The sequence below is a fragment of the Hydrogenibacillus sp. N12 genome, assembly GCF_019645935.1.
In the GTDB taxonomy this organism is placed as follows: domain Bacteria; phylum Bacillota; class Bacilli; order Thermicanales; family DSM-22653; genus Hydrogenibacillus; species Hydrogenibacillus schlegelii.
In genome coordinates this window covers 2,383,070-2,399,012 of record NZ_CP080953.1, presented here as the reverse complement: position 1 = coordinate 2,399,012, position 15,943 = coordinate 2,383,070, and the positions used below count along the sequence as shown (strand labels likewise).

The window sequence follows — 15,943 nt, the reverse complement described above, 5'->3', positions numbered from 1 at the left end:
CTGCCGCCGACCGTTCGGCCGGCGGTCGAGGCGGCGAGAAGCAGCGGTCATTGATTCAGCAGCCGGTCCGCCTCCCGCACGACGTCAAAATCGCTGTCCTGGGCCGGGGCGTAGCCTTCGTGGCTGTAGATGTCCTGGATGACCTGCTTGCCTTTTTCGTCCTGGGCGATGTCGAGGAAGGCCTGCTTGATTTTGTCCTTCCATTCGGCCGGGAGGCTCGTGCGGACGGAGACGGTGTCGTTCGGGATCGGGTCCGTGTAGGCGAGGATGCGGGTTTTGTCCATGACGGCCGGATCGGCTTTCTGGACGATCGTCCGGGCGTCGTCGAAGCTGAAGGCGGCGTCGACGTCGCCGCGGAGCAGGGCGAGGATCGTCTTGTCGTGGCCGCCGGCTTCGACCATCGTCACGTCCTTCTCCGGGTCGATGCCGTTTTTCTTCAGGAGGACAACCGGGTAGACGTAGCCGGACGTCGATTGAGGGTCGACGTAGGCGATCTTTTTCCCTTTGAGGTCGGCGATCGCCCGGATCGGGGAATCGTGGGCGACGACGATCTGCCCCCGGTAGGTGTCCGAACCGTTCCGGACGGCCTTCAAGAGGACGTCGGCATAGCCCTTTTCCTTGGCCGTGACGTAGCCCTTCGGGTTCAGGAAGCCGATGTCCACCTGCCCGGCGCCCATGCCTTCGATGACGGCGGTGTAGTCGCTCCCGACGAACACTTCCACCGGGACGCCGAGCTTCTCGGACAGAAGGTCGGCGAGGGGTTTCGCCTTGGCGTCGAGGTTTTCTGCCTCCTGCGACGGGACGAGGCCGACGACGAGCTTCTTCGGTTCAGAACCGGCGGTGTTCTGGCTCCCGCCGCAGGCGGCAAGGAGCACGGTCGAAGCGGCGAGAACGACGGCGGCCGCGGCGAGGACGGCCGGAAACGAGGAGCGACGCAATTCATTTTCCCCCTTTCTGGAAAGTTGTAGATGACGAGCCTATTGTAGCATAAAGAATGTAAAGCCATGCCTGATTCCGTGATCAAACTACGAAAACACATGCTATATGCTGTTGATTGCCGCTAAAATTGTTCTCAAGGCCATTTAAACCTAAGATTTTGTCTGCTCTCGTCTGCAATAAGAAGAAATCCTATGCTTTTTGGGCATGCTGAAACAAGCCCATCGAATGTGGACTTTAAAAAATAGTTTTATCTTGTCTCCACGGAATGCACCTATCGTTCTTCTTTTCGTTCGCCTACGTTACAAAAGCAGCATAGAGACGACTTACGACGCCGGCCCATGGGCTGTGTTTGCCAAACACAAATTTAAACTGTCTGGCATGACGAACCACCCGAACGGCAATGGTGATCATGTTTTGAATGACGCTTTTGATGCGCCGCCGGTGGACGTGTTTGCGAAGCGGTGCACCGCCCAGGCGCAAACTCTTCTGCCCGATGATGCGTAGCAGGTTGTATGCAAGCAGGCCAAGGTGAAACACCAGATCATTCGTCCGAAATTTCCCGGACGGTAACCGCTCTAAGTCTAGGTCCGACTTGATTTCACTGTGAAACTGTTCGCTGGTGGCGTGCTCGCGGTACAGTTCGACCACCCGCCACGGGTCACCTTCCAGACTCGTCCAGTAGACGTTTACTTCAATATCCGGCACGAGTAAGATTTGCCCATGCCGGTCCATCGTCCGATGAATGACGTGAAAGACTTGCCGAAGCGGCGATGAAAAGCCCGGTTTTTCTACCTCGCGAACGCCAATGTACTCCTTTTTCCCCTCCCGAGGCTCTGTGCAGGTCCCGTATGTTTGCGCATATTCGAGCCATTCTTCTTCGTTTGTACGGCGGAGATTGACCTTAATGATGTAGTCCACCTTGTGCGCCTGACACACCCTAAGGTTCTCCAGGCTATCATGTCCCGCATCCATGCGGACGAGAAGATCCTTTTGGGTAACGATGCGCGCATAGAGGATGCTTGCGGCGAGGAAGTCAGCGGTATCTTTCTGGACATGGGTGCTTCCTTCTCGGAGTTCTACATGGACACCGTAACCCTCTTGTCCCAGGTAAGCAAAGATCGGTGCATACCCATCGACGCCTTTGTATGTTCGCGATACCCCTTCTTTCTTCGTCCCGGAGTTATCGAAAGGAGAGACGTCAATGTCGAGGGGAATGTATGTCTTATTGCCAACTTTTACCCCCGTCAGCGGGGCATGGACGCGTTGGATGAGCTCCAGTCCTGTGCGGATAAGGATATCGTTCCACTTCTCCAAGTTAGACGCGGCCGCCTCGTCCAGGCGCTGGCGAACCGTGGGGCTGGAAGGAACATGGTTAAGGTTTAAGCAAAGACGAAATGTGTCGTCGTCGCGTACCGTTTCCAGGTAGTCGAAGTCGCTTTTTCCCTGGCAGAGCATGCCGACGTAACTTTTTACGACGTCGGTATGAGAGAAAGTGGGATGCTCGTTTTCGCGAAGGCGTATACGATTCAGTTCGGAGAATACGCGTGAGGCTTCTAACAGTGCACCGACGACGGACAGCCCACCGTGTGCGGTAAGAATGAGGTCATCGGAGAACTCAAACTGAATTTTCAACATGATCACCCCGCAGGTGAAAGGAGGTTGATCTTATATTTCGATGCAAAGCCATGATTTACCTGCTAAAGAAGGGGGGATCAAGGGAGATTGTTCACGGAATCAGGCCATGGTCAACGAATTTTGACCTCCTCCCCGGAATGAATTCCGGGGATTCCCACGGGGAGGTTAGCGCTTGCTCGGCCTCATGCCTTTCGACTTCAGCCTCATCACAGCGCCATCGGGGCCGGGTCAACGGCCCGCCCCGGCTGCGTTCCGCCGAAAGGCGTTACCGCACCGGGCGGCGGCCCTCGAACGGCGGCTTACGCCGCCTCGGCCAGGCCGCTAATTGCAAGACTCACGTTCCAGGCACCGACAACGTCCGCGTGGGCTTCGTAGCCGCACTTCCCGCACCGGAACCGGATGCCGTTTCGGTTCTCTTTTGCGCAGTGCCCGCACCGCGGGCACGTCCGGCTGGTATCCTTCGGGTTCACCCATTCGACGCGGATACCGGCGAGGCGCGCCTTGTAGGCGATAAACTGCTGAAGCCGGTAGAACGACCAGGAATGAAGGGAACGCCCGAAGTCGCGCTTCCGGGTGTTCCGTCTACGAATGCCTTCCAGCTTTTCCATCCGGATGGTGCTCACGCCACGGGCGAGGCACCAGTCCACGATGGCCCGGCTGATCTTGTGGTCCTGGTCTTTCATCCAGCGGGCTTCTTTATCTTTCATCTGGCGGATGGCTTTGAGCGCTTTGGCTTTCCCCATCCGCTTACGGAAAGCGTGGTAGCGTCGTCGGATGTAGGCTGCTTGGTTGCCGTGGAAAAACAGCGTCTCACCTTCGCAATTGACTACGGCCAAGTAGCGAAGACCCATGTCGATCCCGGCGACTTTCCCGGGCACAGGACCGGCTGCCTTCTCCTCGACGGGCAGCGTGACCGAAAGGGCGAGATACCACCGCCCGCGCTTTTCGTACAGCTTTGCCGCTCCCTGTTTCACGTCCCGGCCGAGGCGGGAGAGAATGGCTTCCTGCTTCGCCGTGACCGAAAGCGGCACCCGCACCCGACCCGCCTGCGTCGGAAACGCGGCCGTCCAGAAGTCCCCGACCTTTTTTAGGCGCAGGTTCTGGTTGTTGAACGACGGCCAGAGGACCCGGAACTTCTGAACGTCCCGATGCGCCGCCACGTCCCGGAGCGCCTGATTGATCACGGCCGACGGAAGGTCTCCGGCGAGATACTCCCGCGCCGTCCGGCTGGTGAGCCCTTTCGGCCTTCCGGCGGCGACGAGATTGTTGGCGAAGGCCGTCGTGCGTTCCACGAGTTCCCGATACCGCCGGATCTTCGCCTGCGTCGGGCGGTGCAGACGAAGGCGAAGGGTGATGGTTTGCAATCAGCTCCCTCCTTTTTGTCGTTGTTCTTCATGAATATTTTATCGTTAGTATCAAGGATGTACAACCGGCTTCATCCCCGGAATGAATTCCGGGGATGAAGCCGGCGAGTTCTGTAAACGATCTGTAAAGCCGAGCGAACAATCGGTCTATTTTCCGTCGCGCTTTCCCGGGCAGCCCGGCGCGGCGCGGGATCGATCCGCACGCCTCCACGTCCTCTTTTCAGGGAAACCCCGACCTTTTTCAGGAGAAACCCGGCTTGACACATCCCGGGTTTCTCCTATAATCTTAGTTTGAACGAGACCAATACCTGTATAGGTATTAATTGGTCGAGGCATCCGCTCGATGCGGATGTTCGTCCGAAGGGGGCGAAAAAACGCATGTTTTCGTGGCAACCGGCAGGCATCCCGGAGATCACGCCGGATGAGCTGAAGGCGCGGCTTAAGCAGGGGGAAGACCTCCTCATCATCGACGTTCGGGAGCCGATGGAGGTTGCCATGGGCAAGATCCCGGGCGCGATCAACATCCCGCTGTCCCAGCTTCCCAGCCGGCTCCATGAGATCGATCCGGAAAAGGAAGCGATCCTTGTCTGCCGGAGCGGCAGCCGGAGCTTTTACGCCGCCCAGTTCCTTCAGGCGAACGGTTTTTCCAAGGTGAAAAACCTGGCCGGCGGCATGATCAGCTGGGACGGGGAGATCGAGTAGGCGTCGGCCGCCCGACGAAAGCCGTGCCGCGGAAGCGGCACGCTTTTTTCTGTAAGGAGGAGGATCGATGACGCTTGGTCTTGGGGTGACGCTCTTTTTGATCGGCTTCGTCGGGTCGTTCATCTCCGGCCTCGTCGGGATCGGCGGGTCGATCGTCAAGTACCCGATGCTCCTCTACATCCCGCCGCTTCTCGGCGTCGGGTCCTTTACGGCCCACGAGGTGTCGGGCATCAGCGCGGTCCAGGTGTTTTTTGCCACGCTTTCCGGCGTCTTTGCCCTCCGGAAGGAAAAGGTGCTGAACAAGCCCCTCATCGCCACGATGGGCCTCGCCATCATCATCGGGAGTTTCGTCGGCGCTTTCGGGGGAAAGTTTTTGAGCGGCGATGCCATCAACTTCGTCTACGCCGTGCTGGCGACGATCGCGGCGGTGATGATGTTCGTGCCGAAAAAAGGGCTTGACGACGTTCCGCTCGAGCAGGTGACGTTCAGCCGGCCGCTGGCGGCCGTGTCGGCGTTTTTGGTCGGCGTCGCCTCAGGCATCGTCGGCGCCGCCGGGGCGTTCATCTTGGTGCCGGTGATGCTCCTCGTGCTGAAGATCCCGACGCGGATGACGATCGCGACGTCGCTCGCGGTGACGTTCATCTCGTCGATCGGCTCGACGGTCGGGAAGGTGCTGGCGGGCGACGTGCTCTTTTGGCCGAGCGTGATCATGATCGTCGCGAGCGTCCTCGCGGCCCCGATCGGCGCCCGCCTGAGCACGAAGGTGAACACGAAGGTGCTGCAGGGCATCCTCGCCGTCCTCATCGTGGCGACGGCGGTGAAGATCTGGTCGGATATGCTGTTTTGACCTCGAGGTGACAAAGGCGGCCGTCGATCCCGGATCGCCCGCGAAGATCCGGGCGGAGTGGCCGCTTTGGCCTCGCGGGCGATCGGGAGGCGAATCGGGTCAGGGGTTTCCCGGATGGGCGCTTTGTTTTACAATAAGGAAGAAAAGCCCTGACGCTCGGCCGGACGGGCGTCGCGCGGGCCGGGATGGAGAAAGGAGCGATGGCGATGTTCCACTATACCGTCGAGACGACGAAGTCCGTTGATGAAGCGATTGCCGCCCTTGGCGAGGCGCTCAAGGAACACCGCTTCGGCATCCTCTGGCAGCTCGACCTCACCGAGACGCTCCGGTCCAAAGGGCTGGCGATGGACCGGCCGTACCGGGTGCTCGAAGTGTGCAACCCGAACGAGGCCAAAGCGGCGGTCGATACGGCGGTCGAAGCCGGCTACTTCCTTCCGTGCAAGATCGTCGTATACGAAGACGGCGGGAAGACGAAGATCGGCCTGCCGAAGCCGCCGGTGCTCATGGATCTCGTCGAGCGTCCGGAGCTCAGGCCGATCGCCGAGCGGGTCGAACAAGCCCTCATCCAGGCGATCGACGCGGCGAAGTGAGGCGCGGTTCCGGGGCACCGGGACGGCCGGATGGGATGTCCGTTCGGGACGCGACGGGAGGCACGCCATGGGACACCGGTTTGATCCGCGCCACGCCGACCGTCTGATGGCGCCGGAGCGCCGGGAGGCGCTTCGGCCGGAGGCGCTTCTGGACCTGCTCGCCATCGGTCCGGCGGACGATGTCGCCGACGTCGGGTGCGGGCCGGGGTTTTTCACCCTGCCGGCGGCCCGGCGAACCCGGGGCACCGTCTACGGCATCGATATCGCGCCGGAGATGCTCGAACATCTGGCGGAAAACGCCCGGTCGGCGGGGGCGTCGAACGTCCGTCCGGTGCTCTCGCCGGCGGCGCCGATCCCCCTGCCGGATCACGCCGTCGATCGGGCGATCGCCGCCTTCGTGCTGCATGAAGTGCCGGATCTTTCCGCTGCCTTGGCGGAAATCCGCCGGCTTCTTCGGCCCGGCGGCCGGCTCCTCGTCGTCGAGTGGGATGCTCGGCCGATGCCCGTTGGCCCGCCCCTCGAGGAGCGGCTCCCCCGGGAGCGGCTGCTGGAGGCGCTCGCGGCAGCGGGCTTTCGCGCCGAGGCGGCCGACCACCCGCCCCACGCCTATCGCGTTCTGGCGGAGGTCTGAGGTCGAACCGCCGGGACCGCGGATGGACGGTGGCGCGCCGATCGCCGCTCTCCCCTTCCCCCGTGCGGGAAGGGGATTTTTGTTTCGGACGGATCGGCGGGGGAGGCGCGTTGCCGCCAGGGGTTTTCAAGCCGACGCCGAGGGCGGGATGCGGCGTTCGGCGCTTCCGGCGCCGGCGATGAGGACGACGGCGAGCAGGATGGCGGCGGCGCCGATCGTCTGCCCGGCGGTGAGCCGGTCGTGGAACACGAAGCGCCCGATGACGACGGCGACGACCGGTTCGACGGTGGCGAGCATCGCCGCCCGGCCGGCCTCCATCCGCCGAAGCCCTTCGGTGTACAGGAGATAAGCGAGGGCCGTCGGAAAGAGACCGAACAGAAGGAGGATTCCGAGGACGTCCGGGCGGGCGATGAGCGCCGCCTTTTTCCAGAGGGCGGTCGGAACGGCGAGGGCGAGGAAGGTGACGGCGAACGTATAAAAGACGATCGTCTCCGCCTTCAGGCGGCCGGCCAGCGGCTTGGCGAACAGGCTGTAGAGGGCATAGGCGAAGCCGGAAAGGAGGCCGAGGAAGGCGCCTTCCGCCGGCGGCGGCTGAATCGAGGCGGCCGTGCTGCCAAGTCCGGAGACGAGGGCGGCGCCGACGGTCGAAAGCCCGAGGGCGATGGCCTTTCGGCCGGTGATCGGCTCCTTGAAAAAAAGCCGGCCGAGGAGGACGACGAACGCCGGCCCGGTGTAGAGGAGGGTCGCGGCGATCGAGAGGGAGACGAGGTCGATCGCCTGAAAATAGGCCCAGTTGAAGAGCGCCATGCTGAGGACGCCGGTGCCGAGGAAAGACGGCCACGCCCATCGCGGGGCGGCGAGGGCGGACGGCGCCCGAACGGCGAGGACGCCGCCGAGCCAGAGGACGGTCGCCGCGGCCCGGAGGGCGACGATCTCGAGGGGCGTAAAGCCCCGTTCCTGAAGGCGGTGGACGAAGAGGCCGAGGGTGCCCCAGAGGGCGGCGGCGATGAGGACGAAGAGGGCGCCGGTGGCCGGGGACCGCGGGTTCATGGCGTTCTCCTTTCTCTTCTGCCAGGTTCCGTTTTCGATCAGACCGATTGTAGCATGGAGGGGAGGGGGCGAAAAGCGCCCGTCGGAAGGTTCGGTGCGTCCGGGCGGCCGGCCCGACGACGAGGATGCTTCCGCGCCACCTCCTTCCGGCTAAAGCTCCGGCCGCCGCCGGCCGATACATCCAGCAAAGCGCCGGTGAAGACGGCGGGTGCCCAGATGTCGGAAGGAGGGAGGGCGGATGGAGATCGGGCGCGCCGGCGGCCCGGGCCTCTCACCGGCCGCCCGGCCGGACGCCGCGCCGCCGGTGCCGACGGTTCGGAGCGACGATCCTTCTCGGGGAAAACCGCAGAAGGAGGCCGAGGCGGCCGGCGGCGGGTCGTTTCTCTCGCCGGACGAAGTGCGGCGGGTCGTCGACGGGATGAACGTCATCCTGGAAAAAAGCGGCTCCCACCTCAAATACACCTGGCACGAAAAGCTCGGCGAATATTACGTCCAGATCATCGACGACCGGACGAACGAAGTGATCAAGGAGATTCCGCCCAAGAAGTGGCTCGACCTCGTCGCCGCGATGTACGAGCAACTCGGCTGGATCATCGACCAGCGGATCTGAAGGGCCTTCGGCCCGGCGAAATGAAGCTCGGGCGAAACGGGAAAGCCGACGGAAGGAACCGGCGAAAGGAGGGTTAGGATGGTCTTCGGCCCCATCGGCGCCGGCGGATCGGCCGGCCCCGGCGACATCGGCGACGTCCGGCACTTCTCCGGCCTCGTCTCGGGCCTCGACACCGAAGGGATCATCAAAAAGCTCATGGCCGTCCAGCGAAAGCCCCTCGATCAGCTCCTCCGGGACAAGCAGTGGCTCGCCTGGCAGCGGGAAGCGTACCGGGAAGTCAACCGGAGCCTGCTCGCCTTCCGGGATGCCCTGTCGGCGCTTCGCCTGAGCGGGACGTACCGGCAGCAAAAGGCGCTTCTCAGCCGGGACGACCTCGTCGGCGTCACGGCGACCGGCGCCGCCGTCCCCGGCGTGCACTCGCTCCGAGTGAACCGGCTGGCGAAACCGGCGACGGTTGTCGGAAATGCGATCGCCGGCCGCCTCGCCGGGACCGCGCCGACCGATCCGCTCGGAAAACAGTTCGGCATCGCCGACACGGCGACGCTTGAATTTACGCTGACCTTAACCGATCCCTCGGGCAATCCGCTCGGCAAGGCCACGGTGACCGTGACGGATGCCGGCACGAAGACGATCGCCGATATCGTCCAGGCGATCAACGCCGCCGCCTTCACCGACCCGAACACGAAGCAGCCGGTCGACTTCGGCGTTCGGGCGTCGTACGATCCGACCCTCGACCGGCTGTTCGTCCAGACGCGGCAGATGGGGAACCTCGTGCTGACCCTGGAGGACGTCACGACCGCGACCGGCGCCTCGGGCGACGTCGGCGTCGTCGCGACCCTCTTCGGCGCCCCCGTCGATTCCGCCACCGGGAAGGCAAAGCTCACCGGGACGCCCGGCCAGACGGCGGAGGTCGTCCTGGACGGGGCGACGCTCACGTTTGCCGACAACCGCTTCGCCGCCTTCGGCCTCGACTTCGTCTTAAAAGGCGCCGACGCCGGCGCCGAGACGACGATCACCGTCGTTCGGGACACCGAGGCGATCGTCGATCGGGTGCTCGACTTCGTCAAACGGTACAACGACCTCCTGGACGATCTGAACCGGCGCCTCACCGAGCCCCGCTACCGGGACTACCCGCCGCTTCTCGACGACGAAAAGGCGAAGATGAGCGAAAAACAGATCGAGGAGTGGGAGAAGCGGGCCAAAAGCGGCCTCCTCGCCCGGGATCCGCTTCTCGAGCGGCTCGTGACCGAGATGCGCCGGGCGGTGACGACGCCGGTGGTGATCGGCGGCCAAACCGTCTCCCTCGCCGACATCGGCATCACGACCGGCAACTGGTGGGACCGGGGCCGCCTCGTCGTCGACGAAGGAAAGCTTCGGGCGGCGGTGGCGGAAGACCCGGAGCGGGTGGCGGCGCTTCTTTCGCAAAAGCTCGCTTCCGGCGCGCCGGACGCGGAGAACCGGGATCCGTTCCATCCGCAAAAAGGCCTCGCCGTCCGGCTGTACGACGTCGTCGGCGCGGCCATCAACCGGTTCGTCGACCGGGCCGGCCGGGACGGCGTCGCGGTCGGCGACCAGAGCGTCCTCGGCCGGGCGCTCACCCGCCTCGACGGCCGGATCAATGAGTTGACCCGGCGCCTCAAGGCGATCGAAGACCGGTACTGGCGGGAGTTTACGGCGATGGAAAAGGCGATCCAGCGGGCCAACGTCCAGAGCCTCTGGCTGATGCAGGCGTTCGGCGGCGGGGCGTAGCCGACGGGCGTCGGCGCGGCCGGATGTTTGGTCCCGAAAGGGGACGTGCGATGTACGGCGGAGCGATGCAGTATCGCATGAATCAGGTGCTCACGGCGCCACCGGAGGAACTCGTCCTCCTTTTGTACGACGCGGCGATCAAAAGCGGCCGGCAGGCGGTCCGGGCGATCGCCGAGCGGGATTACGCCGCCGCCAACGACCGGCTGATCCACATGCAGGAGGTCCTTGCCGCCCTCATCCGGGGACTCGATCTCGAGCGGCCGCCGGCCCGGGAGCTCTACCAGCTGTACGACTTCATGACCCGCCACCTGATCGCCGCCAACTTGAAAAAAGACGCGCAAAACGTCAAGGACGTCCTGGCGCTCCTCGAAGACCTCCGGGAGACATGGGCGCAGGCGATCCGCCTCGCCCGGGCCGAAGGGGCGGCCGACCGGGCGGCCGCACCGGACGACGGACGGGTCTAAATCGCCGGAAGCCTTTGACCGGACCGGCGGCGGAGAGGTCCGGCCGGACCGTCCGACCGGTCGGTTCGGCCGGCCGCACCGGAGGCCTTCGGCGGGAAGGAGGGGGCGGATGGAAAAACGGGATCGCCCGGGCGACCGCGCCGGCGCCCCGGATACCTGGCGGGCGCTCACCCGGGAGGCGATCGAGGCGGCCCGGGCGGGAGACGTCGCCGCCGTCGAGCGGGCCCTCCTCGAGCGGGACCGGTGGATCGCCCGGACCGACCCGGCAGCGGTCGCCGGCTGGCCGGAGGGGGAGCGGCAGGCGGCGCTGGCCGATGAGACCACCCTGCGGGCGGCGCTGGCCGAGCTTCGCGATGCTCTTGCCCGCCGGTGGGAACGCCTCGGCCGGAAAAAACAAGCTTCCCGGTACGATCCGGCCGGCGGCGCGGTCGGCGGTTTTTTCGACGATCGGGGGTGAGGCGATGCGGGCGACCTTCGATGCGGCGCGGCCGGGCGGCGGCTGGCAGACGGCGGAGCTCGCTCAGGCGCTCGGGCTCCGGTCTTTTCATCCGGCGGCCGAGACGGCGTCCGAAGCGACGGCGGCGGGTGCGGGCTTTCGGGCGGCGCTTCTTCTCGCCGACGGGCATCCCCTGAGCGGCCTTTGGGCGGAGCTCGAGGCGGCCGGCCGGCGCCTCGTCACCGAGCGTTCGCCGGCGGCCCTCGCCCGCTATCGGGCTGTCGTGCAGGCGTTCGTCGCCCGGGCCCTCGCTGAGGTGGAACCGGCGACGGAGACGACCGTCTCCGGCGGCCGGGCGCGGCGCTTTCGCCTCGTGCGGCAGATCGACGCGGCCCTCCTTCGGCTTGCCGAGGCGCTGACCGCCGCGCCGGCGGTCGAACTCCTCGCCGCCCTCGGCGCGTTGGAGGGGCTGCTCTTGGATCTGATCGCCTGACGACGCCGGGGCGGCGTTGCGCCGGGCGCGGATCGGCGTTAAAATGGGAAAGCCGCGTCGGCGCAAGGAGGTGCAGCGCAGATGAACGGCGGCCCCATTCCCCGGTTCGTCGCCGTCGAGGGCCCGATCGGCGTCGGCAAGACGACGCTCGCCGGCCTGATCCACCGGGAATTCGGGCACCACCTGCTCCTCGAGACGGTGGCGGAAAATCCGCTCCTCCCGCTCTTTTATCAGGATCGGGCCCGGTGGGCGTTCCACATCGAGACGTTTTTTCTCATCGACCGGATGGAACAGCTCGAGGCGATCCGGCCCGTGCTCGCGACCCGGCCGGTCGTCAGCGATTACCACATTTTAAAGAATCTTATTTTTTCTCAGGAGACGTTGACGCCGGCCCAGTACGCGAAGTACGAGACCCTCTACCGGATCTACGTCCGGGACCTGCCTCGCCCGGACGTCATTATCTATCTGGAGGCCGGGCTTTCCACGCTCCTCCGGCGGATCCAAGCGCGAGGCCGGCCGTATGAGCGGGACATGGACCCGGCGTACCTCGATCGCATCCGCCGGCGCTATGCGGCCTACTTTGCCGACGCCCAAAAGCGGCATCCGGAGGCCCGGATCGTGAGGCTGGATACCGAGCGGCACGACTTCGTCCACGATCCGGCCGCCTACCGGTTCGTCATGGAGACGCTGGCGGCCGTGCTCGCGCCGCCGTCCGCCCGGCCGGGCCTCGGCGGCGTCTAGACCGGAGAGGAGCGAAAGCGATGCATGTGGTGGCCGTCGCCGGGATGGTCGGGGTCGGAAAGACGACGCTCGCCCGCCGGCTGGCAGAAGCACTCGGGTACCGCCTGCTCGGCGAGCGGGCGTCGACCAATCCGTATCTGGAGGACTATTACGCGGACTTTCGGCGCTGGAGCTTTAGCGTTCAGGTGTTCTTCCTCGCCGAGCGCCTTCGCGGGCTTGCGGAAGCCCGCCGCGCCGGCGCTTCGGTCGTCCAGGACCGGACCGTCTATGAAGATGCCGAGATTTTCGCCCGTCTGCACCACGAGACGGGCCACATGGACGAGCGCGACTGGCAGACCTATCGCCTGCTGTACGAGACGCTCGTCGATGATCCGACCTTTCGCCATCCGGACCTCGTCGTCTATCTCACCGGCAGTTTTGAAGCGATCTACCGCCGCATCCGGCGCCGCGGCCGCCGGGCAGAACTTTCGATGTCTCGGGCGTACTGGGAGGCGCTCTACCAGCGCTACAACGCCTGGATTCAGACGTTTCACCGCGCGCCGGTGGTCACCGTGTCGATCGACGAATACGATCTTTTCACCGGTCGGGGCGTCGAGGCGCTCCTGGCCCGGCTCGAGGCCGCCCTCCCGCCCCGGCGGTCGGCCGCCCCGAAAACGGGTCATCAACGGTTCATTCCGAGCGGGTGATCCGTTCGTCCGTTCCGGCGGGTCGACCCGTTCGATCGTCCCGGAAGGGTCGGGCCGCCCGGCCGTTCCGGGGGTTCGATCCGCTCGGCCGATCCGGGGAGGCCGATCCGTTCGGTCGCCCCGGTGGACCGACCGGTTCGGCCGAACCGAAAAGATGCTTTCGAAAAAACGCTCCGCGTGACGGGGCGTTTTTTCGTTCGGCCGCCTTCGGTCGAAGGTCGGCGCGGAAGGTCGGCCGCCTGGGGGCGCGGCCCGGCCGTCAGGGCCGGTGGCGGCGTTTGGCCGGCGGGAGGTAGTCGATGTGGAATTCGACGTCCCGGAACCGCTTCGGCAGCATGAGCAGCCGGTGGACGACGAAGCCCATCGACAGCCGCTCCCACCACGAAGAAAGCGGCCAGCCGAAGTGGACGACGAGCGGACGGTCCGGGAAGGCCGCCCGGATCTTGGCGAGGATGGCCTCCATTTCCTGGACGGTGCCTCAGAGGTTCGAATACGGGAGGATGAAATGCCCCGGCCCCCGTCGTTTCGGCGGCCGGAGGCGCAGGGGCGACAGGGTGATGACGACCTCCTGGCCGTCCCCCGGGACGTATTCCCGCGGCCGAGCGAAGCGGACGTCGAGGCGGCCGGCGGACCGGGCGGCGAGGGCGGAGAGGAGTTCGTCGACCGTCTGGTACCGGCGCTCGTAGCGGGCGTCGGGGTCGGCCCACCAGCGGGCGGCGGCCGCGCCGAGGGCGATCAACAAGGCCGCCGCGGCGGCCCAAAGGGCGGTGCCGTGCGGTTTGGAGGAGGCGACGTAGACGAAGGCGGCGAAAAACGCGATGATGAGGAAGAGATTTTTCGCCAGGCTCGTCCGGTAGCGCCGCATGCGGGCGTATCCTTCGGTGATGCGGAAGGTGACCAGGCCGAGGAGGTTCAGGACGAAGCTGGCCAAAAGTCCGATGGCAAACATGTCGGCGATCAGGTTCGCCGAACCGGCGGTGATGAGGATGAGGGCGGTGAAGGCGCCGGAGAGAAAGAGGATGATCCGGTGGTGGACGCCGAAGCGGTTGGTCCTGAGAAGGGCGGCGAGGCCGTAGCGCTCGGCGATGACGGTGATGAGCTCGGTGCCGCCGACGAAGGCGGTGTTCATGGCAAAGGCGAGGGCGAAGGCGGCGGCGAGGATCATGGCGACGGCCATCGGCGCGCCGCCGACTTCGAGGGCGTAGGTGGCGACGAGGCCTTCGACGTGGGCGCCGGGGTCCGGCACGTGGGCGATGGCGAGGATGCCGACGGCCGGGATGAGAAGGCCGTTTAGGACGACGAGGAAGCGGTAGGCTTGGCGGATCGTCTGCCAGTTTTCGACGACTTTTTGCGTCTGAAGCACCGTCTCGATGCCGGAGTAGGCGAGAATCGTCGAACCGACGCCGACAACGAGGGCCCCCAGCGTCGGAACGAAGCCCCGTTCGCCCAGGTTGGCCGCCGGGCGGAGAAGGCCGGCTTGGATGCGGCCTGTGGCGGCGCCGTCCAAGGCGCCGGCGCCGAGCATCGCCGCGGCGACGAGGGCGACGCCGAGGAAGAGGAAGACGGCAAAGGTCGTCCAGACGTTCGTCCGGATGCCGGCGAGGTTGAGGGCGGTCAGAAGCCAGACGATGGCGAGGGCGAGGGGAAGCTTGATCGGCGCGAGGAGGCCGAAGACGGCGGCGGCGTTTTCGACGGCGCTCACCGCCGAAAGGGCCGCCATGTTGACGTAGTCGACGAGAATCGAGGCGACGGCGACCATCGACAGCGTCCGGCCGAAGACGAGGTAGGTGAGGGTGTAGACCCCGCCGCCCTTTTGGCCGAGGCCCTCCAGCACCTCGGCGATCTCCGTCATGCTGAAGGCGTAGAGGGCGATCAGGACGGCGGTCAGGACGAGGTAGAACATCGCGTCATAACCGACGTAGCGAAACGCCTCGCCCGGCCCGTAAAACACCGAGGCGAGAAGGTCCATCATCGCGACGGCGGCGATGCCGACGAAGCCGACGTACGTCCGGCCGCCCCGGGCGTAGGTGATGCCGCCGCGGGCGGCGAGGGCGAGCATCAGGGCGGCAAAGAGGGCCGCGCCGCCTGTGGCGAGCAGCCAGAGTCCGCTTGCCTGCACGGGGAACGCTCCTTTCACCGGCCGAGGGCGAGGCGAAGGACGTAAAGGACGACGAAATGGGCGGGGTAGTAAGCGTACGGCACCCACCACGGGCCGCGGGGAAGGCCGAGGGGAAGCCGCGCAAGGAGCCAGAGGAGCGGGACGGTGAGCCAGGCGCCGAAGGTGAGGGCGAGCTCGGCCGGGGTGCGGCCGGGCTGGACGTTGAGGGCGAGCCAGACGGCGAAGAGGGCGGCCCCGTCCGCCAGCCGTTCAAGCGGCGGCGCCCCGGGTTTGGCTTCCGCAAGGCGCGCCGAAAGGACGACGGCAAGCACGCCCACCACCCCGTAGTCGACGAAGGGCGCCAGGAGGAAGACGGCCCCCAGCTCGATCCAGGCCCGGCGCCGGAGCGCGTCCCACGCCAGCGCCCCCAGAAGCAGGGTGAAGAGGATGTTCCAGTAGAGAAGGACCGGACGGCCGGCATACGTCGGCCAGAAGAAGACGACAAACCCGAGCTGAGCGACGAGGGCAAAGGGGAGAAGCCGCCGGACGTAGCGGCGGACGGGAAACCCCCGGGCGAGGGAGGCCCCCATGAAGAGGGCGAAGATCGGGTAGACGACCCGTCCCGGGAGCCGGAGCCAGAGGTCGCCCGGCGCCGTCCACGCCGCCCAGTGGTCGAACGCCATCAGGAGCAGGGCGATCCACCGGACGAGTTCCCGGCGGGGACCGGTGGGAAAAAGAAACGCCCCCCACCCGCCGCCCGCGGCGGCCGTTCGGCCGCCTTCATGACCGGGCGGTGCGGGACGGGAAGGCGATGCGTTCGTGCTCGAAAGTTCCGCCACGTTGACCGCCCCTTTCATCTTCCGTATTGTACCACGTTCCCGGAAGGCGGCCAACGCCGGGGAAACGGC

18 protein-coding genes are annotated in these 15,943 nt (G+C 65.6%); 11 read left to right on the top strand and 7 right to left on the bottom strand.

The features are described 5' to 3' along the window. Positions 1 to 47: 47 nt before the first annotated feature. The 3 genes from K2M58_RS11285 to K2M58_RS11275 all read right to left on the bottom strand — a co-directional run bounded on the left by K2M58_RS11285 (position 48) and on the right by K2M58_RS11275 (position 3,938). The gene (locus K2M58_RS11285) at positions 48 to 938 is read right to left on the bottom strand and encodes a phosphate/phosphite/phosphonate ABC transporter substrate-binding protein (RefSeq protein WP_220677623.1); all 891 of its coding nucleotides are present in this window, start codon (positions 936 to 938) and stop codon (positions 48 to 50) included. Between the two features lie 295 nt (positions 939 to 1,233). After that, a complete protein-coding gene (locus K2M58_RS11280; protein ID WP_220677622.1) occupies positions 1,234 to 2,574 on the bottom strand; it encodes an IS1380 family transposase in 1,341 nt (446 codons plus the stop codon). Positions 2,575 to 2,873: 299 nt separating this feature from the next. Next, positions 2,874 to 3,938, bottom strand: coding sequence for an RNA-guided endonuclease TnpB family protein (locus K2M58_RS11275; RefSeq protein WP_220677621.1), 1,065 nt, complete (start codon positions 3,936 to 3,938; stop codon positions 2,874 to 2,876). Between the two features lie 378 nt (positions 3,939 to 4,316). On the opposite strand from K2M58_RS11275, the gene K2M58_RS11270 reads away from it, so the two are divergent. From K2M58_RS11270 to K2M58_RS11255, 4 genes are all read left to right on the top strand, one after another. After that, positions 4,317 to 4,640 carry a rhodanese-like domain-containing protein gene (locus K2M58_RS11270; protein WP_252393473.1) on the top strand — a complete coding sequence of 108 codons (324 nt, stop codon included), beginning with the start codon at positions 4,317 to 4,319 and terminating at the stop codon, positions 4,638 to 4,640. A gap of 67 nt (positions 4,641 to 4,707) precedes the next feature. Beyond that, positions 4,708 to 5,487 (top strand): sulfite exporter TauE/SafE family protein, encoded by a 780-nt coding sequence (locus K2M58_RS11265; RefSeq protein ID WP_220677620.1) that lies wholly within the window; start codon positions 4,708 to 4,710, stop codon positions 5,485 to 5,487. A 206-nt stretch (positions 5,488 to 5,693) separates the two neighbouring features. Beyond that, positions 5,694 to 6,077, top strand: coding sequence for a DUF302 domain-containing protein (locus K2M58_RS11260; protein WP_220677619.1), 384 nt, complete (start codon positions 5,694 to 5,696; stop codon positions 6,075 to 6,077). A gap of 67 nt (positions 6,078 to 6,144) precedes the next feature. Continuing rightward, positions 6,145 to 6,708 (top strand): class I SAM-dependent methyltransferase, encoded by a 564-nt coding sequence (locus tag K2M58_RS11255; RefSeq protein ID WP_220677618.1) that lies wholly within the window; start codon positions 6,145 to 6,147, stop codon positions 6,706 to 6,708. A 126-nt stretch (positions 6,709 to 6,834) separates the two neighbouring features. Here the strand turns inward: K2M58_RS11255 and K2M58_RS11250 are convergent, their stop codons facing one another. Then, on the bottom strand, positions 6,835 to 7,758 hold the full coding sequence (locus tag K2M58_RS11250; RefSeq protein ID WP_220677617.1) for a DMT family transporter: 924 nt from the start codon (positions 7,756 to 7,758) through the stop codon (positions 6,835 to 6,837). Between the two features lie 238 nt (positions 7,759 to 7,996). Between K2M58_RS11250 and K2M58_RS11245 the strand changes: the two genes are divergently transcribed. The 7 genes from K2M58_RS11245 to K2M58_RS11215 all read left to right on the top strand — a co-directional run bounded on the left by K2M58_RS11245 (position 7,997) and on the right by K2M58_RS11215 (position 12,937). Beyond that, positions 7,997 to 8,368 (top strand): flagellar protein FlaG, encoded by a 372-nt coding sequence (locus tag K2M58_RS11245; RefSeq protein WP_220677616.1) that lies wholly within the window; start codon positions 7,997 to 7,999, stop codon positions 8,366 to 8,368. 78 nt (positions 8,369 to 8,446) lie between these two features. After that, the gene (fliD, locus tag K2M58_RS11240) at positions 8,447 to 10,117 is read left to right on the top strand and encodes a flagellar filament capping protein FliD (RefSeq protein ID WP_220677615.1); all 1,671 of its coding nucleotides are present in this window, start codon (positions 8,447 to 8,449) and stop codon (positions 10,115 to 10,117) included. Between the two features lie 50 nt (positions 10,118 to 10,167). Beyond that, entirely contained in the window at positions 10,168 to 10,581 is a 414-nt protein-coding gene (gene fliS, locus K2M58_RS11235; protein WP_220677614.1) for a flagellar export chaperone FliS, read from the top strand. A 109-nt stretch (positions 10,582 to 10,690) separates the two neighbouring features. Beyond that, positions 10,691 to 11,038 carry a hypothetical protein gene (locus K2M58_RS11230; protein ID WP_220677613.1) on the top strand — a complete coding sequence of 116 codons (348 nt, stop codon included), beginning with the start codon at positions 10,691 to 10,693 and terminating at the stop codon, positions 11,036 to 11,038. 4 nt (positions 11,039 to 11,042) lie between these two features. After that, positions 11,043 to 11,510, top strand: a complete 468-nt coding sequence (locus K2M58_RS11225) for a DUF327 family protein (protein WP_220677612.1) — start codon at positions 11,043 to 11,045, stop codon at positions 11,508 to 11,510. Between the two features lie 81 nt (positions 11,511 to 11,591). Next, positions 11,592 to 12,251, top strand: coding sequence for a deoxynucleoside kinase (locus K2M58_RS11220; protein WP_220677611.1), 660 nt, complete (start codon positions 11,592 to 11,594; stop codon positions 12,249 to 12,251). 20 nt (positions 12,252 to 12,271) lie between these two features. Continuing rightward, positions 12,272 to 12,937: a deoxynucleoside kinase gene (locus K2M58_RS11215; protein ID WP_220677610.1), complete on the top strand. Its 666-nt coding sequence runs from the start codon at positions 12,272 to 12,274 to the stop codon at positions 12,935 to 12,937. A 259-nt stretch (positions 12,938 to 13,196) separates the two neighbouring features. Here K2M58_RS11215 and K2M58_RS11210 read toward each other — a convergent pair whose 3' ends face one another. From K2M58_RS11210 to K2M58_RS11200, 3 genes are read right to left on the bottom strand one after another with little or no spacing between them, the layout of a single operon-like run. Next, positions 13,197 to 13,400 carry a hypothetical protein gene (locus tag K2M58_RS11210; RefSeq protein WP_220677609.1) on the bottom strand — a complete coding sequence of 68 codons (204 nt, stop codon included), beginning with the start codon at positions 13,398 to 13,400 and terminating at the stop codon, positions 13,197 to 13,199. A gap of 15 nt (positions 13,401 to 13,415) precedes the next feature. Continuing rightward, positions 13,416 to 15,056, bottom strand: a complete 1,641-nt coding sequence (locus tag K2M58_RS11205; protein ID WP_220677608.1) for an APC family permease — start codon at positions 15,054 to 15,056, stop codon at positions 13,416 to 13,418. Positions 15,057 to 15,070: 14 nt separating this feature from the next. Beyond that, complete coding sequence (locus K2M58_RS11200) at positions 15,071 to 15,874, bottom strand: TraX family protein (RefSeq protein ID WP_220677607.1); 804 nt, start codon at positions 15,872 to 15,874, stop codon at positions 15,071 to 15,073. Positions 15,875 to 15,943 lie beyond the last annotated feature (69 nt).

Bases quoted from the DNA above. Each gene is read 5' to 3' on its own strand.
- K2M58_RS11280 (WP_220677622.1), bottom strand. From the start codon at position 2,574: ATGTTGAAAATTCAGTTTGAGTTCTCCGATGACCTCATTCTTACCGCA.
- K2M58_RS11270 (WP_252393473.1), top strand. From the start codon at position 4,317: ATGTTTTCGTGGCAACCGGCAGGCATCCCGGAGATCACGCCGGATGAG.
- K2M58_RS11265 (WP_220677620.1), top strand. From the start codon at position 4,708: ATGACGCTTGGTCTTGGGGTGACGCTCTTTTTGATCGGCTTCGTCGGG.
- K2M58_RS11260 (WP_220677619.1), top strand. From the start codon at position 5,694: ATGTTCCACTATACCGTCGAGACGACGAAGTCCGTTGATGAAGCGATT.
- K2M58_RS11255 (WP_220677618.1), top strand. From the start codon at position 6,145: ATGGGACACCGGTTTGATCCGCGCCACGCCGACCGTCTGATGGCGCCG.
- K2M58_RS11250 (WP_220677617.1), bottom strand. From the start codon at position 7,758: ATGAACCCGCGGTCCCCGGCCACCGGCGCCCTCTTCGTCCTCATCGCC.
- K2M58_RS11245 (WP_220677616.1), top strand. From the start codon at position 7,997: ATGGAGATCGGGCGCGCCGGCGGCCCGGGCCTCTCACCGGCCGCCCGG.
- fliD (WP_220677615.1), top strand. From the start codon at position 8,447: ATGGTCTTCGGCCCCATCGGCGCCGGCGGATCGGCCGGCCCCGGCGAC.
- fliS (WP_220677614.1), top strand. From the start codon at position 10,168: ATGTACGGCGGAGCGATGCAGTATCGCATGAATCAGGTGCTCACGGCG.
- K2M58_RS11230 (WP_220677613.1), top strand. From the start codon at position 10,691: ATGGAAAAACGGGATCGCCCGGGCGACCGCGCCGGCGCCCCGGATACC.
- K2M58_RS11225 (WP_220677612.1), top strand. From the start codon at position 11,043: ATGCGGGCGACCTTCGATGCGGCGCGGCCGGGCGGCGGCTGGCAGACG.
- K2M58_RS11220 (WP_220677611.1), top strand. From the start codon at position 11,592: ATGAACGGCGGCCCCATTCCCCGGTTCGTCGCCGTCGAGGGCCCGATC.
- K2M58_RS11215 (WP_220677610.1), top strand. From the start codon at position 12,272: ATGCATGTGGTGGCCGTCGCCGGGATGGTCGGGGTCGGAAAGACGACG.
- K2M58_RS11210 (WP_220677609.1), bottom strand. From the start codon at position 13,400: ATGGAGGCCATCCTCGCCAAGATCCGGGCGGCCTTCCCGGACCGTCCG.